Origin of the sequence: Enterococcus sp. AZ080 (genome assembly GCF_051714945.1) — a bacterium.
GTDB lineage: Bacteria > Bacillota > Bacilli > Lactobacillales > Enterococcaceae > Enterococcus_B > Enterococcus_B pernyi.
Map to the genome: position 1 here is coordinate 1 of NZ_JBIOSV010000002.1, position 22,935 is coordinate 22,935.

General features: G+C 37.5%; 18 protein-coding genes and 2 pseudogenes. 19 read left to right on the top strand and 1 reads right to left on the bottom strand.

Annotated features, from left to right (window positions below):
- Positions 1-133 precede the first annotated feature (133 nt).
- The 14 genes and pseudogenes from IGK01_RS13915 (at position 134) to IGK01_RS13980 (ending at position 13,973) form a co-directional block, all read left to right on the top strand.
- On the top strand, positions 134-346 hold the full coding sequence (locus tag IGK01_RS13915; protein WP_301357021.1) for a helix-turn-helix domain-containing protein: 213 nt from the start codon (positions 134-136) through the stop codon (positions 344-346).
- A 121-nt stretch (positions 347-467) separates the two neighbouring features.
- Positions 468-917 carry a hypothetical protein gene (locus tag IGK01_RS13920; RefSeq protein WP_438749080.1) on the top strand — a complete coding sequence of 150 codons (450 nt, stop codon included), beginning with the start codon at positions 468-470 and terminating at the stop codon, positions 915-917.
- Between the two features lie 703 nt (positions 918-1,620).
- Positions 1,621-3,393 (top strand): group II intron reverse transcriptase/maturase, encoded by a 1,773-nt coding sequence (gene ltrA, locus IGK01_RS13925; RefSeq protein WP_438749078.1) that lies wholly within the window; start codon positions 1,621-1,623, stop codon positions 3,391-3,393.
- A gap of 82 nt (positions 3,394-3,475) precedes the next feature.
- Positions 3,476-3,787 (top strand): annotated as a pseudogene (locus IGK01_RS13930) (DNA/RNA non-specific endonuclease); the annotation flags it as partial.
- Positions 3,788-4,307: 520 nt separating this feature from the next.
- Entirely contained in the window at positions 4,308-4,523 is a 216-nt protein-coding gene (gene relB / locus IGK01_RS13935) for a type II toxin-antitoxin system RelB family antitoxin (protein WP_034690365.1), read from the top strand.
- Entirely contained in the window at positions 4,520-4,789 is a 270-nt protein-coding gene (locus IGK01_RS13940) for a type II toxin-antitoxin system RelE family toxin (RefSeq protein ID WP_034690364.1), read from the top strand. The genes relB and IGK01_RS13940 overlap by 4 nt, the downstream gene beginning before the upstream one ends.
- A 209-nt stretch (positions 4,790-4,998) precedes the next feature.
- Positions 4,999-5,454, top strand: a complete 456-nt coding sequence (tnpA, locus tag IGK01_RS13945) for an IS200/IS605 family transposase (protein ID WP_100917284.1) — start codon at positions 4,999-5,001, stop codon at positions 5,452-5,454.
- 556 nt (positions 5,455-6,010) lie between these two features.
- Positions 6,011-6,226 (top strand): DUF378 domain-containing protein, encoded by a 216-nt coding sequence (locus tag IGK01_RS13950; protein WP_071868076.1) that lies wholly within the window; start codon positions 6,011-6,013, stop codon positions 6,224-6,226.
- A gap of 345 nt (positions 6,227-6,571) precedes the next feature.
- A complete protein-coding gene (locus tag IGK01_RS13955) occupies positions 6,572-7,891 on the top strand; it encodes an IS4 family transposase (RefSeq protein WP_438749118.1) in 1,320 nt (439 codons plus the stop codon).
- A gap of 563 nt (positions 7,892-8,454) precedes the next feature.
- On the top strand, positions 8,455-8,817 hold the full coding sequence (locus IGK01_RS13960) for an LPXTG cell wall anchor domain-containing protein (protein WP_438749116.1): 363 nt from the start codon (positions 8,455-8,457) through the stop codon (positions 8,815-8,817).
- An 11-nt stretch (positions 8,818-8,828) separates the two neighbouring features.
- Positions 8,829-9,671, top strand: a complete 843-nt coding sequence (locus tag IGK01_RS13965; RefSeq protein ID WP_438749051.1) for a WxL domain-containing protein — start codon at positions 8,829-8,831, stop codon at positions 9,669-9,671.
- A 93-nt stretch (positions 9,672-9,764) separates the two neighbouring features.
- A complete protein-coding gene (locus IGK01_RS13970; RefSeq protein WP_438749114.1) occupies positions 9,765-10,844 on the top strand; it encodes a DUF916 and DUF3324 domain-containing protein in 1,080 nt (359 codons plus the stop codon).
- 571 nt (positions 10,845-11,415) lie between these two features.
- A pseudogene (locus IGK01_RS13975) lies at positions 11,416-13,452 on the top strand (WxL domain-containing protein).
- A 167-nt stretch (positions 13,453-13,619) separates the two neighbouring features.
- Entirely contained in the window at positions 13,620-13,973 is a 354-nt protein-coding gene (locus tag IGK01_RS13980; RefSeq protein WP_023523770.1) for a DUF7006 family protein, read from the top strand.
- A gap of 288 nt (positions 13,974-14,261) precedes the next feature.
- Here the strand turns inward: IGK01_RS13980 and IGK01_RS13985 are convergent, their stop codons facing one another.
- Positions 14,262-15,581, bottom strand: coding sequence for an IS4 family transposase (locus tag IGK01_RS13985; protein WP_438840845.1), 1,320 nt, complete (start codon positions 15,579-15,581; stop codon positions 14,262-14,264).
- A 687-nt stretch (positions 15,582-16,268) separates the two neighbouring features.
- On the opposite strand from IGK01_RS13985, the gene IGK01_RS13990 reads away from it, so the two are divergent.
- The 5 genes from IGK01_RS13990 (at position 16,269) to IGK01_RS14010 (ending at position 22,916) form a co-directional block, all read left to right on the top strand.
- The gene (locus IGK01_RS13990) at positions 16,269-16,583 is read left to right on the top strand and encodes an LPXTG cell wall anchor domain-containing protein (protein ID WP_438749043.1); all 315 of its coding nucleotides are present in this window, start codon (positions 16,269-16,271) and stop codon (positions 16,581-16,583) included.
- Positions 16,584-16,599: 16 nt separating this feature from the next.
- Entirely contained in the window at positions 16,600-17,415 is an 816-nt protein-coding gene (locus tag IGK01_RS13995; protein ID WP_438749041.1) for a WxL domain-containing protein, read from the top strand.
- An 84-nt stretch (positions 17,416-17,499) separates the two neighbouring features.
- Positions 17,500-18,540 carry a DUF916 and DUF3324 domain-containing protein gene (locus IGK01_RS14000; protein ID WP_438840846.1) on the top strand — a complete coding sequence of 347 codons (1,041 nt, stop codon included), beginning with the start codon at positions 17,500-17,502 and terminating at the stop codon, positions 18,538-18,540.
- Positions 18,541-18,553: 13 nt separating this feature from the next.
- Positions 18,554-20,875 (top strand): WxL domain-containing protein, encoded by a 2,322-nt coding sequence (locus IGK01_RS14005; protein ID WP_438840847.1) that lies wholly within the window; start codon positions 18,554-18,556, stop codon positions 20,873-20,875.
- Positions 20,876-21,437: 562 nt separating this feature from the next.
- Positions 21,438-22,916: a helix-turn-helix domain-containing protein gene (locus IGK01_RS14010; RefSeq protein WP_438840848.1), complete on the top strand. Its 1,479-nt coding sequence runs from the start codon at positions 21,438-21,440 to the stop codon at positions 22,914-22,916.
- The last annotated feature ends 19 nt before the right edge of the window (positions 22,917-22,935 follow it).

Here is a 22,935-nt window from a genome sequence, read left to right on the forward strand (position 1 = left end):
TGCTTACCCTGCGGACACAGAATAAGCACAAAGTAACAAAACCATAGACCGGATTTGCTACTACTCAAAATATATCATAAAAGTGAGTAGTAGCAAATAATAATAGCTACACTCCAACTCTGGAGGAATAACTATGTATGCGAACAAAGAAAAAATTCAATGGTTACTGACGAAAAGTGGGAAATCAATAGCTGAATTAAGTAAAAGATCCGGTGTTGCAAAGATGACAATCTCGGATCTTAAACATGGAAAGTCGTCGATTGATAGAATGCGCTTTGATAATGCTTATTTGCTTACTAAACTAGCAGAGAAGCTGATGGCTGAAGAGAGTGACGAAAAGAGTTAGAGTCCTGTCACTATTGACCTATAGAAGAAAAAGGATCGACCGGCTACTAAAAGGGCATGGAAATATTTATTTTAAGGACAATGGAGAAATCCGTAATTATATGAAATAAAAGGAGATTGATATGAAACGTAAGTCAAAATTCATACTCGCAGCATTATTTAGTTTGTTTGGGTTTACTGCTTCTTTGATGGACTTATCTGAAATCAATGTTCAGTTGCCTGCTTTTTTCGGTGATTGGGCCTATCAGGAAGAAATCTCAGTTGAAGAGGTTGAGAATCTGCCTGATTATGATGGTCAGAATGTTGTTATCCAAGTAAACGGCAATTATCCGAGTTTTAAAGCTGAAGAGATGTCGATAGATGCAGGCACTTGGCAAACATTTTCTAATCTCGACTCCCTTAATCGGGTCGGTGTCGCAGATGCACTATTGCACCAATCTATGATGCCAACAGAAGAACGGGGAGATATATCGAACGTTTATCCAACAGGCTGGAATCAGAAAAAACTAGAAAGTGGTGTGTGGCTCTATAATAGAAGTCATTGTGTGACACGTTTCCTTATAAGTATGTAAATACGAAATAGGAGAACTACAAAATATGTAGTTATAACTAATTAAGTGAAGTTTGGAATGAAAGCCTTCAAGTTGAGCTGAAACAAACTATCTGATACTCCTGCATGCAACAAATAGGAATAGCTATTTATTGTGTGAAGCCAGGTGAAGTCGGCTGAACAAAGCCTAAGTCTGTACCTAAGATATGGCTGAGGATAGGTCGGGATGCTATAAATTATCTATGGTAAGAATGTCAAACGTTGACTGACGAACTTGCGAATGAACGGGTCTAAATCGGTAATATAGTGAAAACTATATACTGCGTGCGCAGGGTTAATTACCGAAAAGTATGGTGATGAGGAAGAAATTCGGAATACCTAACAAAGAAGATATAAATTAACAGGCTCAAAGTAAGTACCTAAGGATATATGCAAAGCTAACTTAATTGGAACGTGGAAAGCAAGGAACTGCATGAGAACCATCTAATTCATGAGCAGGTATATATAAGAGAACAATCGAAATTATTTTATCCTTGTGAGAGTAGGGGCACAGTACTGTTGATATGTGGTAATTCGCATGGAGGGATAGCCCCAAGTCTTATTATTATTGAATTTTAAAACAACTGAATGAAACTTACAGGGTCGAGTAAGATGATGGGACTTCCAAAATAGGAGTGAGTTATCCATCGGTGAGTACGTATTTACGATATGTAGAATATTACGGTATGCAAGAAGTATTAGACGATTTATATGAGAGAAGCAAAAACAAATCCACAACATTTGTCCCTTTGTATGAACGAATTATCTCCAGAGAAAATATCCTCTTGGCATACAGGGTGATTAAAAATAATACAGGTTCAAAAACAGTTGGAGTAGACGGGATCGCGATCGATGATTATAAACTAGCAAATACAGAAATGTTTGTCAGATATATTCGAAGTGTACTGTCGGATTACAAACCTCAGAAAGTAAGAAGGGTTTATATTCCAAAAAGTAACGGTAACAAGAGACCACTAGGAATTCCAACAATGAGAGACCGAGTTATCCAACAAATGTTTTTACAGATCTTAGAACCAATATGTGAAGCAAAATTCTATAACCATTCGTATGGATTTAGACCTAATCGGTCAGCTAAACACGCAATGGCAAGATGTAAATTTCTAACGCGAAAGAATTTTCACTACGTGGTAGATATTGACGTAAAAGGATTCTTTGACAATGTAAATCACAATAAGCTGATAAAGCAACTATATACGATAGGGATAAAAGATAAACGAGTTTTAGCAATTCTAGCCAAGATGTTAAAAGCCCCAATTGAAGGAGAGGGTGTTCCGAAAAAGGGGACTCCGCAAGGAGGGATATTGTCTCCCTTGTTATCTAATGTGGTATTAAATGAGCTTGATTGGTGGATTGCCAACCAATGGGAATTCATGAAAACGAGAGAGCCATATCACCCATCTTCAAGATTAAGGGGCTTAAGGCGGAAAACAACGCTAAAAGAAATGTTTATCGTTCGTTACGCTGATGATTTCAAGATATTTACTAAAAATCACCAGTCAGCAATTCGAATTTACCACGGTATAAAAGGCTATTTGAACAATCATTTATCTTTAGATATTTCACAAGAAAAATCTAAAATAACTAATCTAAGGAAAAGAGAATCAGAATTTTTGGGCTTCACGTTAAAAGCTGTCAAAAAGCGAAAATCCTATGTCGCTCATACGTATATAACAAAAGCCAAAAAGAAACAGATAAGTGAAAAACTTAGATGCCTTATTCGTGAAATTCAGAAAAGCCCTATACAAAAATCAGCCTACAAATACAATGCGTATTTACTAGGAACAAAGAATTATTTTCAATCAGCTACACATGTAAATAAAGACTTTCACGAAATCGCCTATCGTCTTATGCAGACTTTCCGTAATCGGTTGAAATCAGCAGGGAAATATGGACCACCCACTAAAGCAAACGCAACTTATAAGAGATTACACAAGAACAGCTATAAAACCTACAATATTGCAGGAGCGTACCTATATCCGATATCAGATGTCCAAACGAAAAATGATATGTGCTTTAGCCAAGATATATGTTTCTATACAAAGAAGGGGCGAAAGAAAATTTACAGCCAACTTTTGCCCAATATATGTACAGAAATTTCAAAAATGGTTATGTACCTTTCTGATAATAAAAATATAGAATACGCGGACAATAGAATTTCAAAATATTCTATGCAACAAGGCTTATGTGCAGTCACAGGAGCATTTCTTAAAGCGGAAGATGTCCATTGCCACCATAAAATACCCAAACATTTAGGTGGTACGGATAGCTTTGATAATTTAGTTATTGTTCATAAATGGGTTCATATTTTGATTCATGCGGTTTCTAAAGGCACGATAAATAACTATTTAAATATCCTTCAGTTAAACGGAAAACAACTGACAAAAATTAAACACTATCGTGAGTTATGTAATTTAGTTGAATTAGAAGAAATGATATAAGATGGAACGCCGTATGAGGTGAAAGTCTCACGTACGGTGTGGAGCGGGGGAAAATCCGGAGATAATATCAAAGGATTACCTATCGCTATTACTCGGATTTCAACTAACAGGCGAAAATGCAAACTGGAAAAACCTATTTACTGGCACACAAGAATTAAATCAGATTCACATGGTCAAGTATGAGAATGAGATTGCGCAATACTTAAAGAGTACAAATAATCATGTACGTTATAGAGTAACACCTATTTTTATCGATACAGAGTTAGTCCCACGCGCTATCCAATTAGAAGCGAAGAGTATTGAAGACAAGCAGATAGATTTCAACGTTCTGATACCAAATATACAGACAGGAATAATGATTGATTACTCAACAGGAAAAGCGACAAAAGAATAAGTAAAAAACAAGAGATCAAGATCAAAACCAAAAGGCAAGTTCAAGGTCAAGGGCATAAATTTCAAAGCGATTTTCAGCTCGTTCGTCCGATGTCTTGATTAAGCTCCATTTCTTCCCAACTGTTACCCTCAGCGTCACTGCTTATACACCTTCCGCATTCAGAAAAAAAGGGGCGGGAAAACTTTTGAGAAAATCACTCAAAACTTTTCCCTACAGCACTCCCTTTTTTTCTGCCTGCTACAGGTGTAGGGCATAAGCACGCCAAGGATGACAGTTGGGAAGAAATGGAACGAAGTTTAATCAAAGAAAGGAGCGAAATCTAACGATCTGAAAATTGAAATTTTTTAAAACCTTTCGCCTCAGAAAAACGTTAAAAAAAAATGTATGTTGAAAAACCAAAACCTTAAAAGAAATGAGCTGAATTTATGGAAAAAGTTTATGAAGAGTTTCCTCCGTTAATGATTAACTTGATTTTTGTATTACAATGTATTACAATAGATATATATAAGGAGGGATTACGATGAGCATTACTACAATAAGGTTAAATGAGCAAGAAGAGGCATTTTTTCAAAGTTATGCTGAACTAACTGGTCAGCCATTATCAACATTAATGAAACAAGCATTGACAGAAAAAATTGAAGATTACCTAGATTTGCAAGCTGGATCTGAAGCTCTGAAAAATTTATCTGGCGAATCTGTTTCTCTTCAAGATATGATGAAGGCTGAAGGTTTATGAAGTATCACGTTGAATTTGATAAACGCGCACATAAAGAATTTTTGAAGTTAGATAAGCCCATTCGAAATCAAATTTTACTTTGGTTGAATAAGAATATAGAGGGTTGCGAAGATCCAAGGTGGACTGGCAAAGGTCTCACGGCTGATAAAAGTGGTTTGTGGCGTTATCGAATAGGAAAATATAGATTAATATGTGATATTCATGATGATTATGCTTTAGTTCTTGTTGTTAAAGCAGGCAAACGAGAAACCATTTATGAAGGCTAGTTATTTCACGGTATAAAGGGGTCAGAAACTTTTAAGTTTCTGACACTTTTTTTATTATTGTCTTTAGACCAAGTTGAGCTCGCAAAGCGAGTGAAACAGAAAACCACCTGCTATGCGGGTGGGGAATAAAAGGTTCTACCAAAAAGCCCTTCCTATCGTTAAAATATGATTGTTCAGGTCATATTGATAACGAAAGGAAGGGAAAAGAAATGGCTAATAAAGCAAATAGTTTAGCCCATACAAAGTGGCTGTGCAAATACCACATTGTATTCACACCAAAGTATAGAAGAAAAATCATCTATAATCAATATCGAGCAAGTATTCAAGAAATTATCAAACGACTATGTAAGTATAAGGGAGTAGAAATCTTGGAAGGACATATGATGCCAGATCACGTCCATCTATTATTGAGTATCCCACCAAAAATAAGCGTGTCAAGTTTTATGGGTTATCTTAAAGGAAAGAGTGCATTGATGATTTTTGATAAACATGCAAATTTAAAATATAAATTTGGCAATCGACATTTTTGGGCAGAAGGATATTATGTAAGCACAGTGGGATTGAATGAAGCGACCATAAGGAAATACATTCAAGAACAAGAGAAACATGATATAGCGCTAGATAAATTGAGCGTTCGAGAATACGAGGACCCTTTTAAGGGTTAGAGAGTAGAACAAAAACCTTTTTAAAGGTAGGCAAAAGTGACAAAGGCAATATGGCTTGAACATGAAATGAGAAAGCCAGCGTCTTTAGGCGCTGGCCGGTGTTAAGGGCTTATAGCCCTAGAGCAAACCACCCTTTTGAAGGGTGGTTATGATTTTTATTGCTCAACTTCAATGTCATTTTCTAATTTAAGTTTTTAACAGCTAAATAGAAAGTCCAGCATTCGCCTTCACATATACTTCAACTTCGTTTACAGGAATTGAGGGGAGTCAATAGTAATCGGACGGATTCCAATTGTTACCATAAGATTGTTTATCATCTAAAAGACAACAGATTGTATTCTATTTTAAATTTCCAGATGATTTAATTTTCAAAATATTTGTAATCTAATGTTTTATAAGTCTGATATTATTTTTTTATTTTTAAATGCATTATCTGCGATACATTTGCTTGTTTTCATCTTTTTACGTAGTTTACTAAAATTCCTGAGCGTTATTTAAGCAATGTTTCTTTTTTTAGTACATAATTATTATAACAATTTAAGAAAGGAGAACTCTAATGAAAACTTTAGATGCTATTGCATTAACCTTATTGATTGTGGGAGGGCTGAACTGGCTGTTAGTCGGCTTGTTCGAACTTGATTTAGTTGCTATGATTGCTGGTGGTTCAACAACTATCTTTGCAAAAATCATTTATATCGTCGTAGGCATTTGTGCAATCTACTGCATGAAATTCTTCCCAATGATTACTAAAAAAGTTGACGAAACATATTAAAAAGCTATTATCTTCATGATCCTTCCCGTTACTGGGAAGGATTTTTCGTTTGTGATCATCTGTTTTACATATTTAAATATAAAAAAGAATCAAAAACTTAAGAGTTTTTGACCCTTTTTTTATTCCTGGTTTAATAGCTCTTTCAGTAGCTCAATTAATTAGGTCAGAAAGTTTCTTTTTAGGAGGACACAAGAGTATACTCCAATGTCATTAAGTTAAGGCAAAAAGCAGGAAAACATTTAAGTTTCCCTGCTTTATTTTTTCTATGTAAAAGGACACTCTCTTGATACAATTATTTTAACAATAATACAACGTCATAGCGCTACTTATTCTGGAGGTGCCCTTATGTCTAATACTATTAACATTTCATCCACACTTCAAGCAGCTCATAAAATCAAACAAAATTTAGAAGATCAAATTCGCGGTATTACAAATCAACCTGAAATTTTTGCTCAATCTCCGACTGATTTTTCTCGAAACAGAAAGTTATCTTTTGAGAAAACTCTCAAAATTATTCTCTCTTTCGGTGGACAAAGTCTTTCTAGTGAATTACTCTCTTACTTTGATTTTACACTTCAAACGCCAACTGCTTCCGCATTTGTACAGGCTCGAAGTAAAATAAAGATTGAAGCTTTCAAACAACTCTTCTACCGAACCATTCCTTCAAATAATCAAAACAAGCAATATAAAGGGTACCAACTATTGGTTCATGATGGCTCCGATATTAATATTCCTTATGATGAAAACGATCCTGAATCCCATTACACCATCGGAAAGTTTGATAAACCTGTAGGATCTTTTCATCTCAATGCTTTATATGACCCATTAAATAAATACTATGCATCGGTAAACTTCCAAAAAATTAGACAGCTAGACGAACGGAGCAGTTTGTGCCAAATGGTTGATGAGTTTACTTTTGAAAAGCCAACAATTATTATTGCAGATCGTGGTCATGAGTCATTTAACGTGTACGAACATATTAGAAAAAGTGGTCAAAAATTCGTAATTCGAGTAAAAGATACCAAAAGTAATGGCTTTCTTAAAGGACTTGGATTACCTCAAAAAGGAACATTTGATAAAGAGGTTAACCTTTGGTTAACAAGAAGACAGACAAATAAAATCAAAACTGACAAGAGCTATCAATTTGTGCGTAAAAAAGCCAGCTTTGATTATCTCCCATCCGATTCAAAAGAAAGCTATCCCGTTAGTCTCAGAGTCGTTCGGATTAAGTTGAGTGAGGATAGTTATGAATCTTTAGTCACGAATCTTGATTCCTTCACTTTTAAAAGCGAAGATTTAAAAGTACTTTATCACTTACGCTGGGGAATTGAAACTTCCTTTAGAGAATTAAAATATGCCTTAGGTTTAAACCAATTCCACTCAAAGAAACTAGAGTTTATTATTCAAGAAATTTACGCTCGTCTCATTATATACAACTTTTCAATGGAAATTGCTCAGGTAGTGGCGTTATCAGCTCCTTTAAAGCAGTTCTATCAGCTTAATTTCACACAAGCTATAGGCATTTGTAAAAGATTTTTTCTTGATCAAACCGTCAATGTAGAAATTTTGATAAGAAGATATTTCCTCCCCGTACGCCAGAATCGGAGTAACCAGAGAAATATAACAAAAAAGAAATTTGTTGGTTTTTTATATCGTATTGCCTAATATTATAAATCGGACTATACCATATAGGACGTTTTATTGTGTTGCTCGAAAATATAAAATTAGTCAAGTTAATAAGAAAAAAGCGATATACTTGAGACTATTATTTGTTTTTTTGTCTTAACTTAATGACATTGGAGTATACTCTATTGGGTTCCTATCAACTATTTAAACGAGCTTAATTAAGTCAACTCTCCATGAACAATTAACTTAATCAAACTTTAGTTTTCCACCTTTTAGAAGGGTTGCTCTGAAAAATAGTGAATGCGTTATTTGACTGAATCTAGATTTCGTAACGATTTATGACCAAAAAATATTTTCTAAATTACATGGATCAATCAAAAGTATCCAGAGAAAAAATTGCTGTACGCTCTTTTTAATGATTCTTTTTTAATATTCGTTTTTCTAAATTTGCATACCGAAGTGAAAATTTCGATTATTTATTTTGGTGAGAATTTTGTAATATAAGAGATGCAAATAAGGCTTCAAGTTGATCCTTATTTTGTTTAATGATTTGCATCAAAAACCATGATTTTTGAGACATCTAAGAATATAGGGGGAGGGATATGAAACACCAAAAAAGATACATACTAAGTATGGGTATGTTACTGATTCAAGTATATGTACCACTAGTAGTTTATGGGACAGAAGTACGCTCTGTGGAAACAGAAGGTACGATTGGTTTTACTGGCATATATGAAACACCAGGAACACCAGATCCAGCACCGGAAGGTGCGATCAAACCAGATTTACCAAAAGAAATTGCTCAACACCCCTCAGGGGTCAATCACCCAACAGCCAGAAGATTACCGAAAACAAACGAGGAAAAGATGCGCATTTGGTCAATGTTTGGTCTCTTGCTTGTCATCATAGTACTTGGCTTTTGGTTTTGGCGGCACAAAAAGAAAAAAACAAATAAAAGAAAGTAGGATTTAAATACATGGAATTTGTTAGATTAGTAACCATTGCAGCATTAAGCTCAACCATTTTTGTCGGAGGAATCACAGCCTTCGCAGCTGAACCACCCGAGGAAACATCAAAAGAAGTACGTAATGTCACTACGGATGGAACGATTGAATTTACACCAAATGAAGAGGAAGACCTAGTCGTTATTCCACCAGAAGATGGGCCAGATGTAGACATTGAGCCTGAAGTGCCAGGAACGACCGGACCTTTATCGATCATGAAAGCTGTCACGATGAATTTCGGTCCACAAGTGATCTCGAATCAGGATCAAACCTACAATATGATTGCAGAAAAGCAACAAAAAGCGGGTACGACGGGTGAAGAAAATAAAGTCCCTTATGTCAGTTTTGCGCAAGTACAAGATGTCCGAGGAACGAATGCTGGTTGGGACCTGCAAGTACGTATGACCGACTTTAAAGCAACGAAAGAAACAGTCAATGATACCTTGCTTGGGGCAGAGATTTCATTGGTAAGCCCAAGAATTCAGTATGAAGGAAGCACGGCTGGAAATGCACCAGTAGCTCATACAAGTGGATTGAAATTGATCCCAAATGCTTCTGCTGTATCCGTGATGACCGCAGAAAAAGATAAAGGTGCTGGTGTTTCTTCCGTTGTTTGGGGCAATCAAGCAGACTTAAACGCACAAGAAGCGGACGATAAGGTTGACGTGGTGACAAATAATGCGATCCAATTATTTGTTCCTGGTAAGACAGCGAAAGATGCGGCACAATACAAATCCACACTAACTTGGGAATTATCCAATATACCTGATAATAATGAAGATATTGATAAATCAGGTGAAAATGGCGCCGTATAGTTTTGACGAAACCGAGGGTTTCAGCTGATAGAAGTGAACGGTGTAGCGTTACAATTTTGTAGCGCTACTTTCTTTAAAGAAAGGAGTAAATGAATGAAACAAGCAAGTACATATCGAAAAAATAAAATCCAACAAGCAGGGCTAGTATTGCTTATGGTGTTCGTCAGTTTGTTGGCACCAATGCGCGTAGGGGCAGAAGAAGGAACCTTAAATTTTTATGTGACACCGGAATTCTCAGATAATCAAACAGCAGGTAACAAACGTTACTTTCAGTTAACCCTTGCGCCAGATACGACAGAAAAACTAACGTTGAAACTACAAAACGCAAACGCAGAAGCAAAGAAAATCAAAATCACGCCACATACTGCTTATACGAACGTGATGGGGGTTGTAGAATACGGGCAAGACGCGGAAAAAGCAGATCCAACACTCAAGCATTCGCTTGCTGAATTGATCGAACATCCCGAAATCATCGAGCTTGGTGGTAACGAAACGAAAACAGTGACACTTGATCTGAAGATGCCTAAAGAAGCCTTCGAAGGCTTCTTAGCGGGTGGCTTACGAATCGAAGAAGTCAAAGAAGACACAACGGAAGAAACAAGCGACGAAGAAGGGGTCGCCATCCAAAATGAGTTTGCCTATATCATCGGTGTGGTGGTGAGTAATAACCAAGACGCCGTGCAACCTGATTTAGAGTTGGTAGATGTTTTTGCCGATCAACTCAACTATCGTAATGTCATCAGTGCGAATATACAAAACTTCACCCCAACATTCGTGAATCGCTTAGAAGTTGAAGCCACGGTACAAAAAGTGGGGGAAGAAGAAATTTTATACCAAGCCAGTCAAGAACAGATGCAAATGGCGCCAAACTCCAATTTCAATTTTCCGATTTCTTTAGAAGGCGATCGTTTTCGCAGTGGTGAATATTTGTTGAAAATGACGGCACGCTCTGGGGAAGAGGAATGGCAATGGGAACGGAAATTTACCATTGATGCGGATGAAGCGAGAGCATTGAATCAACAAGATGTCACGATTGATACGAGTCTCAATTGGTGGATGATCGTCGCTATACTTTTATTGCTATTTTTAGTAAGCTATTTTCTTTTTATTTTTTATAAAAAGAAAAAAATGAGAAAGAACAACCGAAATGAGAGGTGGCAAGACATTGAATAGAAAACTAAGTGACTTATTCAGTATCTTGGTAATTACCATGCTACTCTTACAAATAAGTTTTAATCAAGTAGAAATGGTTGATGCAGATACGCAATCTAGTAATGATGTAGAACCTGTTGAGACATTTAATGCAGAGCAAAATAGTTTATTAAATACAGTTAGCGCAAGAGCAAATTTAGAAAACAATGGAGAAGAGATTCAAGAATTTTCATTTGAGGTAAAATCATTCCGGACTGTAATTGGTCAACCCACTACTTTCAAATTTACTAGTAAATTGCCTTCGAATGAAGTATTGATCCGAATTCCTGAAAACGGAAAAATTATAGAAAATCAGTTTTCTAATGGAGAATCAATTCACCATTCTCATGGTGAATATTGGAGTCTATCTACTAACGATGAACAGAAATCTTTTGAAGTATCCGTTCTTTTTGAAATTCCTGGAAACTACTTTCTTACGCTTGATAACGATGCAGATCATGTCTATGTGGAAGTACAGGATTCTCCTTCAGTAATGAGAACGGAGAAACTCAACGAGTTAGAAGAAGCTGAAATAATTAATCAATCAGAAGAGATGACCGAACAAAATAATACAAAAGACAGTATTAATAATTCAACAACTATTCAACCGGTGATTGCTGTAGAAGAAAACTTATCTATACCAGAAGAATTGATTGTAATAGAAGAAGAACGTATTTTGGAAGAAACAAGAGATATTCAAAATCGATCTATTAGCAGTGTAAATAATTGGAGCCAATTTAGAAGCGCATGGAACTCTTCTACTGTCACGATAATAATTCTTGGTAATATATCTTTTTCTAGTTCCATTTTAGGAGATTCTCTTAATACAAGATTATCATCCATAACACTTAATGGAGGGACTCTTAATTTTCAGAACTCCGGATATAGTTTAGTAATGAGTGGTGTAGCAGGTCTAACTATAACTTCTACAGGACTAACTGATGAGCCAGCTCTAATTGGAAGAGATTCTCGTACAGCTCCCCTCATTATTCATAATGGAAGTGGGCTAATAGAAATTAATCATGCAAATATTACTATGTCAACTGGTACGGCAGGCTCTATAATATCTGGTCAGAATATAAATTTAAATGGAGCTATACAGATTAGAGCTGACACAGCTGGCGGAGCTAGTGCAACAGTGCGTGCGACAGGAATAGAGTTGGTTCGGAATGGTACTCTGAAAATCATACCTATTAGTAATCAATATGGATGGATTCTATCATCCACTAATTCTGGTTTAAGACCGGTTCTTTCAACTGCTGGGAGTACAATAATTATTCAAGCAAATAGGTTCTCTATGGTAGAATCAAGGAATGGAGTGTTTTTAGGTTTAAATTCTTGGAATAGTATAGATGTCATGCTTAGTGGATTAAATGGAGCGACTGTTGTGAATAGCAATAGTAATCCAAATGATTTTAATGAAAGGTATCTTACTACGTTTAATGACCGTCGATATACCGGTATGGTCTTTAATGCTAGTGGTAGTGGATGGGTCACACCTCCTGTTTCTTACAATCTCTCTTTACAAGCTAATCCCGATGTTGGAGGAAATCCGAGTGCAACAAACACAACACTAACGCAAGGAAGTACGACAACATTAAACGCAAATCCCAACAGTGGTTATCGCTTTGTACGCTGGGAAGTTGTATCAGGGACTGGGGCGAATATCGCAAACGCAACTTCAGCTACCACTACCTTCACGATGGGGAGCGCAAACACGACAGTACGTGCTGTATATGAAGAAATCACCTACAATTTGACCCTTGAAGCCAGTCCGAGTGATGGGGGAAATCCGAGTGCAGAGGCTAGTACTTTAGCTCAAGGAAGCACAACAACATTAAACGCAAATCCCAACAGTGGTTATCACTTTGTACGCTGGGAAGTTGTGTCAGGGACTGGGACAAATATCGTAAACACAACTTCAGCTACTACTACCTTCATGATGGGAAGTACAGATACGACGGTTCAAGCTGTTTATGAAACAATTACCCAAGTCTCACCAGTCGATCCTTTGGATCCAGAAGTCGAAGTGGACCCAGAAAATAAACCAGATTTGCCTGAAGGTCAAGGGCTGTTGAGTATTGACTTTGTTTCGCAATTCAACTTTGGGTTACAAGCTATTTCTGCTCGTGATCAAACGTATTATGCTCAACCACAACGTTTAATGAATGAAGATGGAGTAGTTAGCGAGAAAGAAGAACGACCAAACTTTGTGCAGATCAGTGATCGACGCCCAGAATCTGAGCGTAACGGCTGGGAATTAGCAGTGACACAAAAAGAACAATTTAAAGGAAAAGAAAACCAAGTATTGAATGGCGCTAGTATAACTCTATCAAACCAACAAGTTGTTACTGCTCAAGGGAAAACTGCTCCAGAACTTCAATCTGTCCATTCCCTAATACCTGGAAATCGCCAAACATTGATCAAAGCTCAAGGTAGTGAAGGAATGGGAACTTGGATCTACCGGTTTGGTGATGCAGAGACGGCAAAATAGAGTGTTGCACTCAATGTTCCAAAGGGGGCGAATCCAGAAGCAACTAGTTATTCGACAAAGTTGACGTGGGAATTAAGTGCAGTTCCTTACAATTAGAAAAGAATACCGTTTTTTCTCTAGTTTTATCTTTAGAATCTCTGATAAATCAAATTTTTATCCAGAATGATGATCTACAATACTGTATATAGATCAATAAAAAAGTAGAAAATTTTATCAAATCAATCAGAAATGAAGGAAAAGGGCAAGAGAAAGGAGCACACAACATGAACCCATCTCTAACGAAAGATGAATATATGCGTCAATTTCAAGAAAATATACCACAAGATAAAAGAAAATCAGAAGAACTGAATGTTTATCTGGCACAACAGTTCGAACAACTTGACCAATTGACAAGCACAATTTCACCAGAAAACTTTTGGGAAAATCTTCCTATAGTTCTAGGAATTGACGCAAAATTAAGTCTAATCACCGAGCTAATTCATTATGACTATAATAAATTACCAATAAATGAAATCTTACGAATTGTTGAGAAAGATTATCGCACGTACTTCAAGGAACTTTGTGGGAATAATTTAAGTACAAATAATTACTATTCGATGGTATACAATCTGAAATGAAAATAGGCTAAAAAATTGTCCAGAAAAAACTTTCTGGGCAATTTTTTTTTGTATACTTTAGAAAACTCATTTTCCATCATAAAATCCCTTAAATAATTTATGTTCAGTTAATCAATACATTCAAGAGATAATATGGGTCCAACAAGGTATACCCCAATGTCATTAAGTTAAGACAAAAAAACAAATAATAGTCTCAAGTATATCGCTTTTTTCTTATTAACTTGACTAATTTTATATTTTCGAGCAACACAATAAAACGTCCTATATGGTATAGTCCGATTTATAATATTAGGCAATACGATATAAAAAACCAACAAATTTCTTTTTTGTTATATTTCTCTGGTTACTCCGATTCTGGCGTACGGGGAGGAAATATCTTCTTATCAAAATTTCTACATTGACGGTTTGATCAAGAAAAAATCTTTTACAAATGCCTATAGCTTGTGTGAAATTAAGCTGATAGAACTGCTTTAAAGGAGCTGATAACGCCACTACCTGAGCAATTTCCATTGAAAAGTTGTATATAATGAGACGAGCGTAAATTTCTTGAATAATAAACTCTAGTTTCTTTGAGTGGAATTGGTTTAAACCTAAGGCATATTTTAATTCTCTAAAGGAAGTTTCAATTCCCCAGCGTAAGTGATAAAGTACTTTTAAATCTTCGCGTTTAAAAGTGAAGGAATCAAGATTTGTGACTAAAGATTCATAACTATCCTCACTCAACTTAATCCGAACGACTCTGAGACTAACGGGATAGCTTTCTTTTGAATCGGATGGGAGATAATCAAAGCTGGCTTTTTTACGCACAAATTGATAGCTCTTGTCAGTTTTGATTTTATTTGTCTGTCTTCTTATTAACCAAAGGTTAACCTCTTTATCAAATGTTCCTTTTTGAGGTAATCCAAGTCCTTTAAGAAAGCCATTACTTTTGGTATCTTTTACTCGAATTACGAATTTTTGACCACTTTTTCTAATATGTTCGTACACGTTAAATGACTCATGACCACGATCTGCAATAATAATTGTTGGCTTTTCAAAAGTAAACTCATCAACCATTTGACACAAACTGCTCCGTTCGTCTAGCTGTCTAATTTTTTGGAAGTTTACCGATGCATAGTATTTATTTAATGGGTCATATAAAGCATTGAGATGAAAAGATCCTACAGATTTATCAAACTTTCCGATGGTGTAATGGGATTCAGGATCGTTTTCATCATAAGGAATATTAATATCGGAGCCATCATGAGCCAATAGTTGGTACCCTTTATATTGCTTGTTTTGGTTACTTGAAGGAATGGTTCGGTAGAAGAGTTGTTTGAAAGCTTCAATTTTTATTTTACTTCGAGCCTGTACAAATGCGGAAGCCGTTGGCGTTTGAAGTGTAAAATCAAAGTAAGAGAGTAATTCACTAGCAAGACTTTGTCCACCGAAAGAGAGAATAATTTTGAGAGTTGTCTCAAAAGATAATTTTCTGTTTCGAGAAAAATCAGTCGGAGATTGAGCAAAAATTTCAGGTTGATTTGTAATACAGCGAATTTGATCTTCTAAATTTTGTTTGATTTTATGAGCTGCTTGAAGTGTGGATGAAATGTTGATAGTATTAGACATAAGGGCACCTCCAGAATAAGTAGCGCTATGACGTTTTATTATTGTTAAAATAATTGTATCAAGAGAGTGTCCTTTTACATAGAAAAAATAAAGCAGGGAAACTTAAATGTTTTCCTGCTTTTTGCCTTAACTTAATGACATTGGGGTATACTCTATTGGGTTCCTACCAACTATTTAAACGAGCTTAATTAAGTCAACTCTCCATGAACAATTAACTTAATCAAACTTTAGTTTTCCACCTTTTAGAAGGGTTGCTCTGAAAAATAGTGAATGCGTTATTTGACTGAATCTAGATTTCGTAACGATTTATGACCAAAAAATATTTTCTAAATTACATGGATCAATCAAAAGTATCCAGAGAAAAAATTGCTGTACGCTCTTTTTAATGATTCTTTTTTAATATTCGTTTTTCTAAATTTGCATACCGAAGTGAAAATTTCGATTATTTATTTTGGTGAGAATCTTGTAATATAAGAGATGCAAATAAGGCTTCAAGTTGATCCTTATTTTGTTTAATGATTTGCATCAAAAACCATCGTTTTTTAGAATTTATATTCGCTATTTATATTCTGAAATAGAAAGACTAATTTAATAACTTTTTTAAGACATTTGATTCTATCGAATGTCTTTTTTTTTGTCTCCTTAAAAACGATGAATTTTGAGAAGAACATTAAAGGAGGAGGGAATATGCGAAAAACGGTCGGCCAAATAATCGTTCTATGTTTCCTAATAATAGCGATGCAGTTTCCGTTGCTGGTTTACGGTACACAGGTCCAATCCGTTGAGTCAGAAGGATCGATTGGATTTACCGGGGCCTATGAACCAATCGGTCCGCCAGCCCCACCACCTAGCACTAGCCCACAAAAGCCAGACGGTACTTTGCCGAAAACCAATATGATTGATAGCTCACTTGGACTATGGATCGGCAGTTTCTTAGTGGGTAGCGTTTTATTAGCCTTAGGGTACAAAAGAAGAAAAGCAACACAAAAAACAATTAAATGAAAGTAGGAATTTAAGAATGAAATTTATCCGGTTAGCAACTGTAGCTGCATTATCAACAACCATTTTTGCCGGAGGCGTACAAGCCTTCGCCGAAGAAACTGTTCAAGAGAAGGAAACACAAGAAGTTCGCAAAACAACCACTGAGGGTCAAATCACCTTCACGCCAGGAAATGATGACACAGTCGTTGATCCTGGACCGGATGGTCCTGATGTAACTATTCCGCCAGTCACTGGTCCTGATGGAGAAAACAAAGGACCTTTAACAATCACAACTGTGCCAACAATGAACTTCGGTTCACAAATTATCTCAACTACAGATGAGCATTACAATATGGTCGCTGAAAGACAACAAAAAACAGGAACAACCGGTGAAGAAAATAAAGTTCCTTATGTAAGTTTGGCACAAGTCCAAGACACCCGCGGTACCAATGAAGGATGGGAATTAAGTGTAAGTTTAACAGAATTTGAAGCACCTACGGATACATTAAACAAGGTATTAAAAGGCGCAAAAATCACGTTATTCGATCCGGCCCTACGCTACAGTATCGATGATGCAGCTCAAGCACCGAGCATTCATGCAAGTGGATTGGAATTGATTCCAAATAATGATGCCGTACCGATTATGACGGCAGCTAACCAAAAAGGTGCTGGTACCTCGACGGCTGTTTGGGGAGATCATGATGCGATTGCAAAACAAGTAGAAGATGGCGCAGCTGTTGTAGAGAATGAAGCGATTCAATTATTCGTTCCTGGTTCGACTGCTAAAGATGCGGTAACGTATACCTCTACCTTGACATGGGAATTAGAACTAACACCTGAAAATGACCTTTAAGAAGTAACAATTTCCATGTTCCATTAGTCACTAGCAGCGTTACAGATCTCTGTGGCGCTGCTTTTTTTAGAAAGGATTAAAAAAATGAGACACAAACAAATTACGCAAAGCGGGCTGTGGCTCCTAGTGATACTTTTCCTTTTCTTGCCCATTTCAGCCCAAGCTGAAGAGACGGCCTTAAATACACATGTCACCCCGCTTTTTCCCAAAAGTCAAGTCGATGAAGGTAAAGGGTATTATGAGCTATTACTCGCTCCTGGTCAAAAAGAGACCTTGCAGCTGAAAGTCGGTAATTCCAGTTCAGAACCAATCAATGTCCAGGTGACACCGCATACGGCGTATACCAATACTTTGGGAAATGTCGAGTATGGCAAAGATGCCGAAGAAGAAGATCCAACCTTGGTTCACTCCTTGGATGAACTGATGACTCCTTCGGAGGTCATTACACTCGCAGGAAAAGAAACAAAGGTCATAGACATTCCTTTACAGATGCCTAAAGACGCCTTTGAAGGGTATTTAGCTGGTGGTTTACGAATCACCGAAGTAAAAGAAGAGGAAGAAAGTGAAGCACCAGAAGGAGAAGGGGTAGCGATCAAGAATGAATTTGCCCATGTGGTAGGTGTGGTCGTCAGTAATACCCGAGACTCGGTGCAACCGGAGTTGGAACTATTAGATGTGTTTGCGGATCAATTGAACTATCGCAATGTGATCAGTGCCACGCTACAAAACTTCACGCCCACCTTTGTCAATCAATTGGCGGTGGAAGCTACCGTGAAACGAGCAGGAGAGAGCGACGTTCTCTATGAGGCCAGTAAAGAGAAGATGCAGATGGCGCCCAATTCGAATTTTAACTTTCCGATTTCTTTAGAGGGAGATCGTTTTCGAAGTGGGAACTACGTGTTAGAACTAACCGCAAAGTCGGGAGACAATGAATGGTCTTGGACTCGTGAGTTTACGATCGATGCCGACGATGCCCGTAAGTTGAACCGGGAAGACGTCATGATCGACAACAGTCCCAATTGGTGGATGATCGGTGCGATTATTTTGCTCATTTTAATGCTTGGACTTGTGCTTTATCTGATGTGGCAAAAGAAAAGAGCACGTGAAAGTGAAAAAGAAGGATAGAGAGGAGGATTCTATGAGAAAGCTAATGAAAAAAGGAGTGCTCATTTTAGGAACGACGATTCTTATTCTGCATGCATTCCTCCTACCAGTAGGCATCGTCTATGCGGAAACCACGGAGAAAAAAGAAGAGGCGCAGATACAGGGAGAAGAACAGTTGGAACTTCCATCCATAAAAAACTATCTAGAAGTGGAAGAAGAAAGTGAACCTCGCTTTTCCTTTTCTAACTCTCACCTACAAGGAACGATTGAATCGCCATTAAAAGTGACTTTTTTTTCTGATCAAGAAGTGTCCGAAGCACGAGTATTCTTACCTGAAGAAGCAACGCTTCTCAAAGATCAATTACCAACAGGGATTTCAGTTGAGAAAGGAGAGCAGTCTAATGAATGGATTGTTCAGTCAAAACGTGCGCAAAATACATTTGTTCTTCCATTAGTATTCGATGTGGCTGGGATGTATGAAGTATCTGTGGGTGAATCTTCAGTTGAAATTGAAATTTGTGATCAGGAAGAAACACAAATAGATGAGTCCAATTCAATGGAAGGAAATTCGGACCAAGACGTTGTTACTGAGCATGATCTGGAGCATCAGAAAAATAGTGACACTCAATTTCTTGATATCACACCAAGAAGTTGGAATGTTGATAATTTCCCTTTGCTTATAAGTAGAGGAGACCAATTACTACGTCCGGAATTGATACCTGAAACCTATTATTACGTTCAAGCATCTAACGCTAACATGTCACCGACTGCTAGCTTTTTACGGACATCCGATCGTAGTGCAGCTCGTCGTGAGCGAGTGACAGCCGATAGTTATATTCTTCCTGATATTGTTCAAGACACAACTGGAAACAATCTCGATTTATTTTTTGATGTTTCACAAGCTTCACAGATAGATTTTAGAGACTCGCCTGGGGCTATGTGGTCAACTAGTTATGGAACTAGCGCGAGCATTACTGCAGATATATCATTAAAAAATTCCGATGGTTTGTTACTAGAAGAACCCATATACTTTTATCAGTCCGACAGTGAATATACATTATTCATCAAAAAGGACGATCTTATTGGAATAGTACTCCTCACTACTGGACAAACTCTATCCGTAAGTGAATTTGGGGACTCTTACAGAATTTCTGTACCTAGCGGCATCAGTAATAAAGGATTGATACTGAGAAATGGCGCAGAGTTTCGGGCAACTTCTAGTAATGCACATGGGTTCCGTATGTTTATGAATAGGCCAGCAAATTCTGTAGTTAAGAATTTAGCGTTCGAAAGTTTTCCTATAGAAGGTGGTAATGCTAAGTCAAACAAGACTTCTGTGTTTCAAGGGGAAACAGTGGACATTAGCGCTTCCCCTAATCCGGGCTACCAATTTAGTCGATGGGAGATTGTATCTGGATCAGGTGGCGTAATTGAAGATGTAGAAGCGAGGAACACTAAATTTACGATGGGAAGTTCTGATACCATTCTTCGAGCAGTATTTGAGGAAATTAAATACGAAGTCGTTTTAGAAGCCAATCCAATAAATGGAGGAACTCCGGAAGTAGAGACATTCCAACTATCTCCAGGAGAAAAAACAGTGATTCGTGCAAATCCAAACCAAGCATATGACTTTGTTCGATGGGAAATCATTAATGGAGAGGGTAGTACGATTGACGACCCCTTCAATGCAGTAACAAATGTTACAATGGGAAACGAAGATACTACGATTCGAGCAGTTTATGAAATGAAGGTTGTCTCACCAGTAGATCCGATGAATCCAGAAATTGAAGTCGATCCAGAGAATAAACCTGAGCTTCCTGAAGAACAAGGGACACTGAGTATTGATTTTGCGTCACGCTTTTCATTTGGAACCCAAGGCATTTCTGCGCAGACCAAGCGCTATTATGCACAACCCCAACGCTTGTTGAATGCTGACGGAAGCATCAATGACGCAGAAGAGCGACCAAATTATATCCAAGTCAGTGATCGTCGCCCAAAAGAGGAGCGTCACGGTTGGCAATTAGCAGTTACACAAAATAATCAGTTTACGGATCGTCAAGACAATCAACTTAGAGGCGCACGTTTGTTGCTTAATAACCAACAATTTGCATCTGTCCAAGAATCTAACGAACCAATGCTTCAAAATCAAGACGGGATTGTGCTGATCCCAGAAGAAAAAACGCTTCTTGTGACCGCGCACGATGGTCAAGGAGCGGGGACTTGGATTTATCGTTTCGGCAACAGGGAAAGTGCAGGTGAAAGTGTCGCCCTTGAAGTTCCACCAACGGCGAACCCAAGAACAGCTACCTATCAAACGACCCTTACGTGGGAATTGAGTGCAGTTCCCGACAATTAGTTGAAAAAGAAAAGGGCTGCGGCTCTTTTCTTTTTCTTCACAGAAAGAAAAAATTCAGAATTTATTTTATCATTTAGTCTTTATTACCAAAGACTATGTGTGGAGTAATATTTTTAGGGCTATCAGAAAAAGAGTGCATCATAGCTCAGACTCTGATCAATCAAACTGGCTTTGGACGTCGAATGATCATGTAATACATATAAGTAGAAAAAGATTATTTCGATGAGATGATCCAATTGGTCGGTAATGAAAAAGGTTACCAATTTTCTTTTTTTACGCGAAGGAGGTATTATGATAAGAAAGAAGCACTGATTCATGAAGAAAAGCCTTTTTTTGTTTGTGGATCAGTTAACTATGGGGAAAGAACTGACCATCCTTTATAGATGATTTTAGCGAATCAATTATGTTTCCTAAGCCATATCAAAGTAATGAATCAAGTCCCAAAAAAAGTACGCACAGGAAGGCTTGAATTAACAACTTTGCCCACAAGAGAAACAATCTAACGAACATTGTGTGGTTATTGTGAAGGGAAAAGGAACAAAATGAAAAAGTGAGGATAGGTATGCGCGAATTACAAATTGCTTTTATTACGAATGCCGAGATCCGTCGCTGGATGCGGATTTTGACTATTATTGAACGAGAACACCACTTTACGATTGTTGCGGTGAGTGAACGCTTGATGATCTCGCAACGAACGATGGTCAAAGATATTCAAGCAATCAAAAGTTACTTTGGGAAGACCATTGAATTGCTTTCACTGTATAACGGTTTTCATTTTGACGAACGTGACCGGGTAGGATACCAAGAAAAGAAAGAACAACTGTTAGAGAACGAAGTTCTCCTTGATATTGTCGGGACGATTTTTTACGGAGAGCCTATCGCATTAGCTGACTTGGCACACCAGTACAGTTATGCCGAAAGTACGTTGCGTCGGTTTTTAGTGAAAATTGAACCGATCTTAGCTGAATATAATCTAACATTGACTCTTACCCCCGTGAATTTTGTAGGGGAAGAAGCCGACATCCGCAAGTTTTTTTTTGATTTTTATTACAGCAGTGAACAGACCCCCTTTACGATTCGTCCGCCCGAAGGGCTGCATGCATTGGTTCTGGATGAACTATCTAGCAAGCTGGGGGATTATGAGCTGGGGACAGGGACGACCGTTTCTGCTTTTTATTACCATCTTTATATCACGATGGTTCGTGTCAAACAACATCAGTTTATTTCATTGCCTAAGTGGTTGAAGAACGTCGATTATCAGGAAAAAGATTTTCAGCTACTTTATTCTTTACAAGCGAGGATCCATGAGGAATATGAGATCTATCTGCCAAAGGAAGAATTCGCTTGGGTCCATCTATCGATCATTTCCAAGCGAACGATTCATCGAGTAGATCAAGAACATACATTCAGTCAACGATTCAATCAGTGGGATGGCCTTGAACAAGTGGTATCAGATTATCTGTCGGATCCCTTCTTTGCACAATGGGATACCGACACGTTAGGGGAATTTATGACGTCGTTTTTAGTCTCACGTCTGATCAATGAAGCGTTAAGTCCGGTATTGAATAAAGAGTTAGAAGAAGTCCGTATCATGGCCAAGCAAACCTATGGACAGATCCATGAGATCAATTCCTGCTTCTTACAAAAGCATGCACAGACACTTCGCTTTTCAGCAGTGACCTTTGAAGATGTGGCCGTCAGTTTTACGTTATACATGGATATGTTGTTTCATTATTACCAACCCGTCAAGCAGGTTTTGTTTTTACTGGAAGGAGATTATTTGGTGGTGCAATCGATTCGACTGCAGGCCCAGGAGCTCTTAGGTAAGCATTACAATTTACTCTTTCTTCCACTGCAGGAATTGACGCAGGAAAGCTTGAATGATGCGCAAATTGATCTGATTGTCACCAACTACCGACCGTACCTTTTGGATTACGCACTGGAAACCGAGTATATCTTGATGAATAGTCTTCCGACGGCGCAAGACTGGACACGGGTCAAACATCGATTGAATCCATTGATCGACCGGATTGTTTTTTAAAAGAAAGAAGGAAAAGAAG

Bases quoted from the DNA above. Each gene is read 5' to 3' on its own strand.
- IGK01_RS14005 (WP_438840847.1), top strand. From the start codon at position 18,554: ATGAGAAAGCTAATGAAAAAAGGAGTGCTCATTTTAGGAACGACGATT.
- ltrA (WP_438749078.1), top strand. From the start codon at position 1,621: ATGCAAGAAGTATTAGACGATTTATATGAGAGAAGCAAAAACAAATCC.
- IGK01_RS13970 (WP_438749114.1), top strand. From the start codon at position 9,765: ATGAAACAAGCAAGTACATATCGAAAAAATAAAATCCAACAAGCAGGG.
- IGK01_RS13950 (WP_071868076.1), top strand. From the start codon at position 6,011: ATGAAAACTTTAGATGCTATTGCATTAACCTTATTGATTGTGGGAGGG.
- IGK01_RS13985 (WP_438840845.1), bottom strand. From the start codon at position 15,581: ATGTCTAATACTATCAACATTTCATCCACACTTCAAGCAGCTCATAAA.
- IGK01_RS13920 (WP_438749080.1), top strand. From the start codon at position 468: ATGAAACGTAAGTCAAAATTCATACTCGCAGCATTATTTAGTTTGTTT.
- IGK01_RS13995 (WP_438749041.1), top strand. From the start codon at position 16,600: ATGAAATTTATCCGGTTAGCAACTGTAGCTGCATTATCAACAACCATT.
- IGK01_RS13980 (WP_023523770.1), top strand. From the start codon at position 13,620: ATGAACCCATCTCTAACGAAAGATGAATATATGCGTCAATTTCAAGAA.
- IGK01_RS13960 (WP_438749116.1), top strand. From the start codon at position 8,455: ATGAAACACCAAAAAAGATACATACTAAGTATGGGTATGTTACTGATT.
- IGK01_RS14010 (WP_438840848.1), top strand. From the start codon at position 21,438: ATGCGCGAATTACAAATTGCTTTTATTACGAATGCCGAGATCCGTCGC.
- IGK01_RS13940 (WP_034690364.1), top strand. From the start codon at position 4,520: ATGAAGTATCACGTTGAATTTGATAAACGCGCACATAAAGAATTTTTG.
- IGK01_RS13955 (WP_438749118.1), top strand. From the start codon at position 6,572: ATGTCTAATACTATTAACATTTCATCCACACTTCAAGCAGCTCATAAA.
- IGK01_RS14000 (WP_438840846.1), top strand. From the start codon at position 17,500: ATGAGACACAAACAAATTACGCAAAGCGGGCTGTGGCTCCTAGTGATA.
- relB (WP_034690365.1), top strand. From the start codon at position 4,308: ATGAGCATTACTACAATAAGGTTAAATGAGCAAGAAGAGGCATTTTTT.
- tnpA (WP_100917284.1), top strand. From the start codon at position 4,999: ATGGCTAATAAAGCAAATAGTTTAGCCCATACAAAGTGGCTGTGCAAA.
- IGK01_RS13965 (WP_438749051.1), top strand. From the start codon at position 8,829: ATGGAATTTGTTAGATTAGTAACCATTGCAGCATTAAGCTCAACCATT.
- IGK01_RS13990 (WP_438749043.1), top strand. From the start codon at position 16,269: ATGCGAAAAACGGTCGGCCAAATAATCGTTCTATGTTTCCTAATAATA.
- IGK01_RS13915 (WP_301357021.1), top strand. From the start codon at position 134: ATGTATGCGAACAAAGAAAAAATTCAATGGTTACTGACGAAAAGTGGG.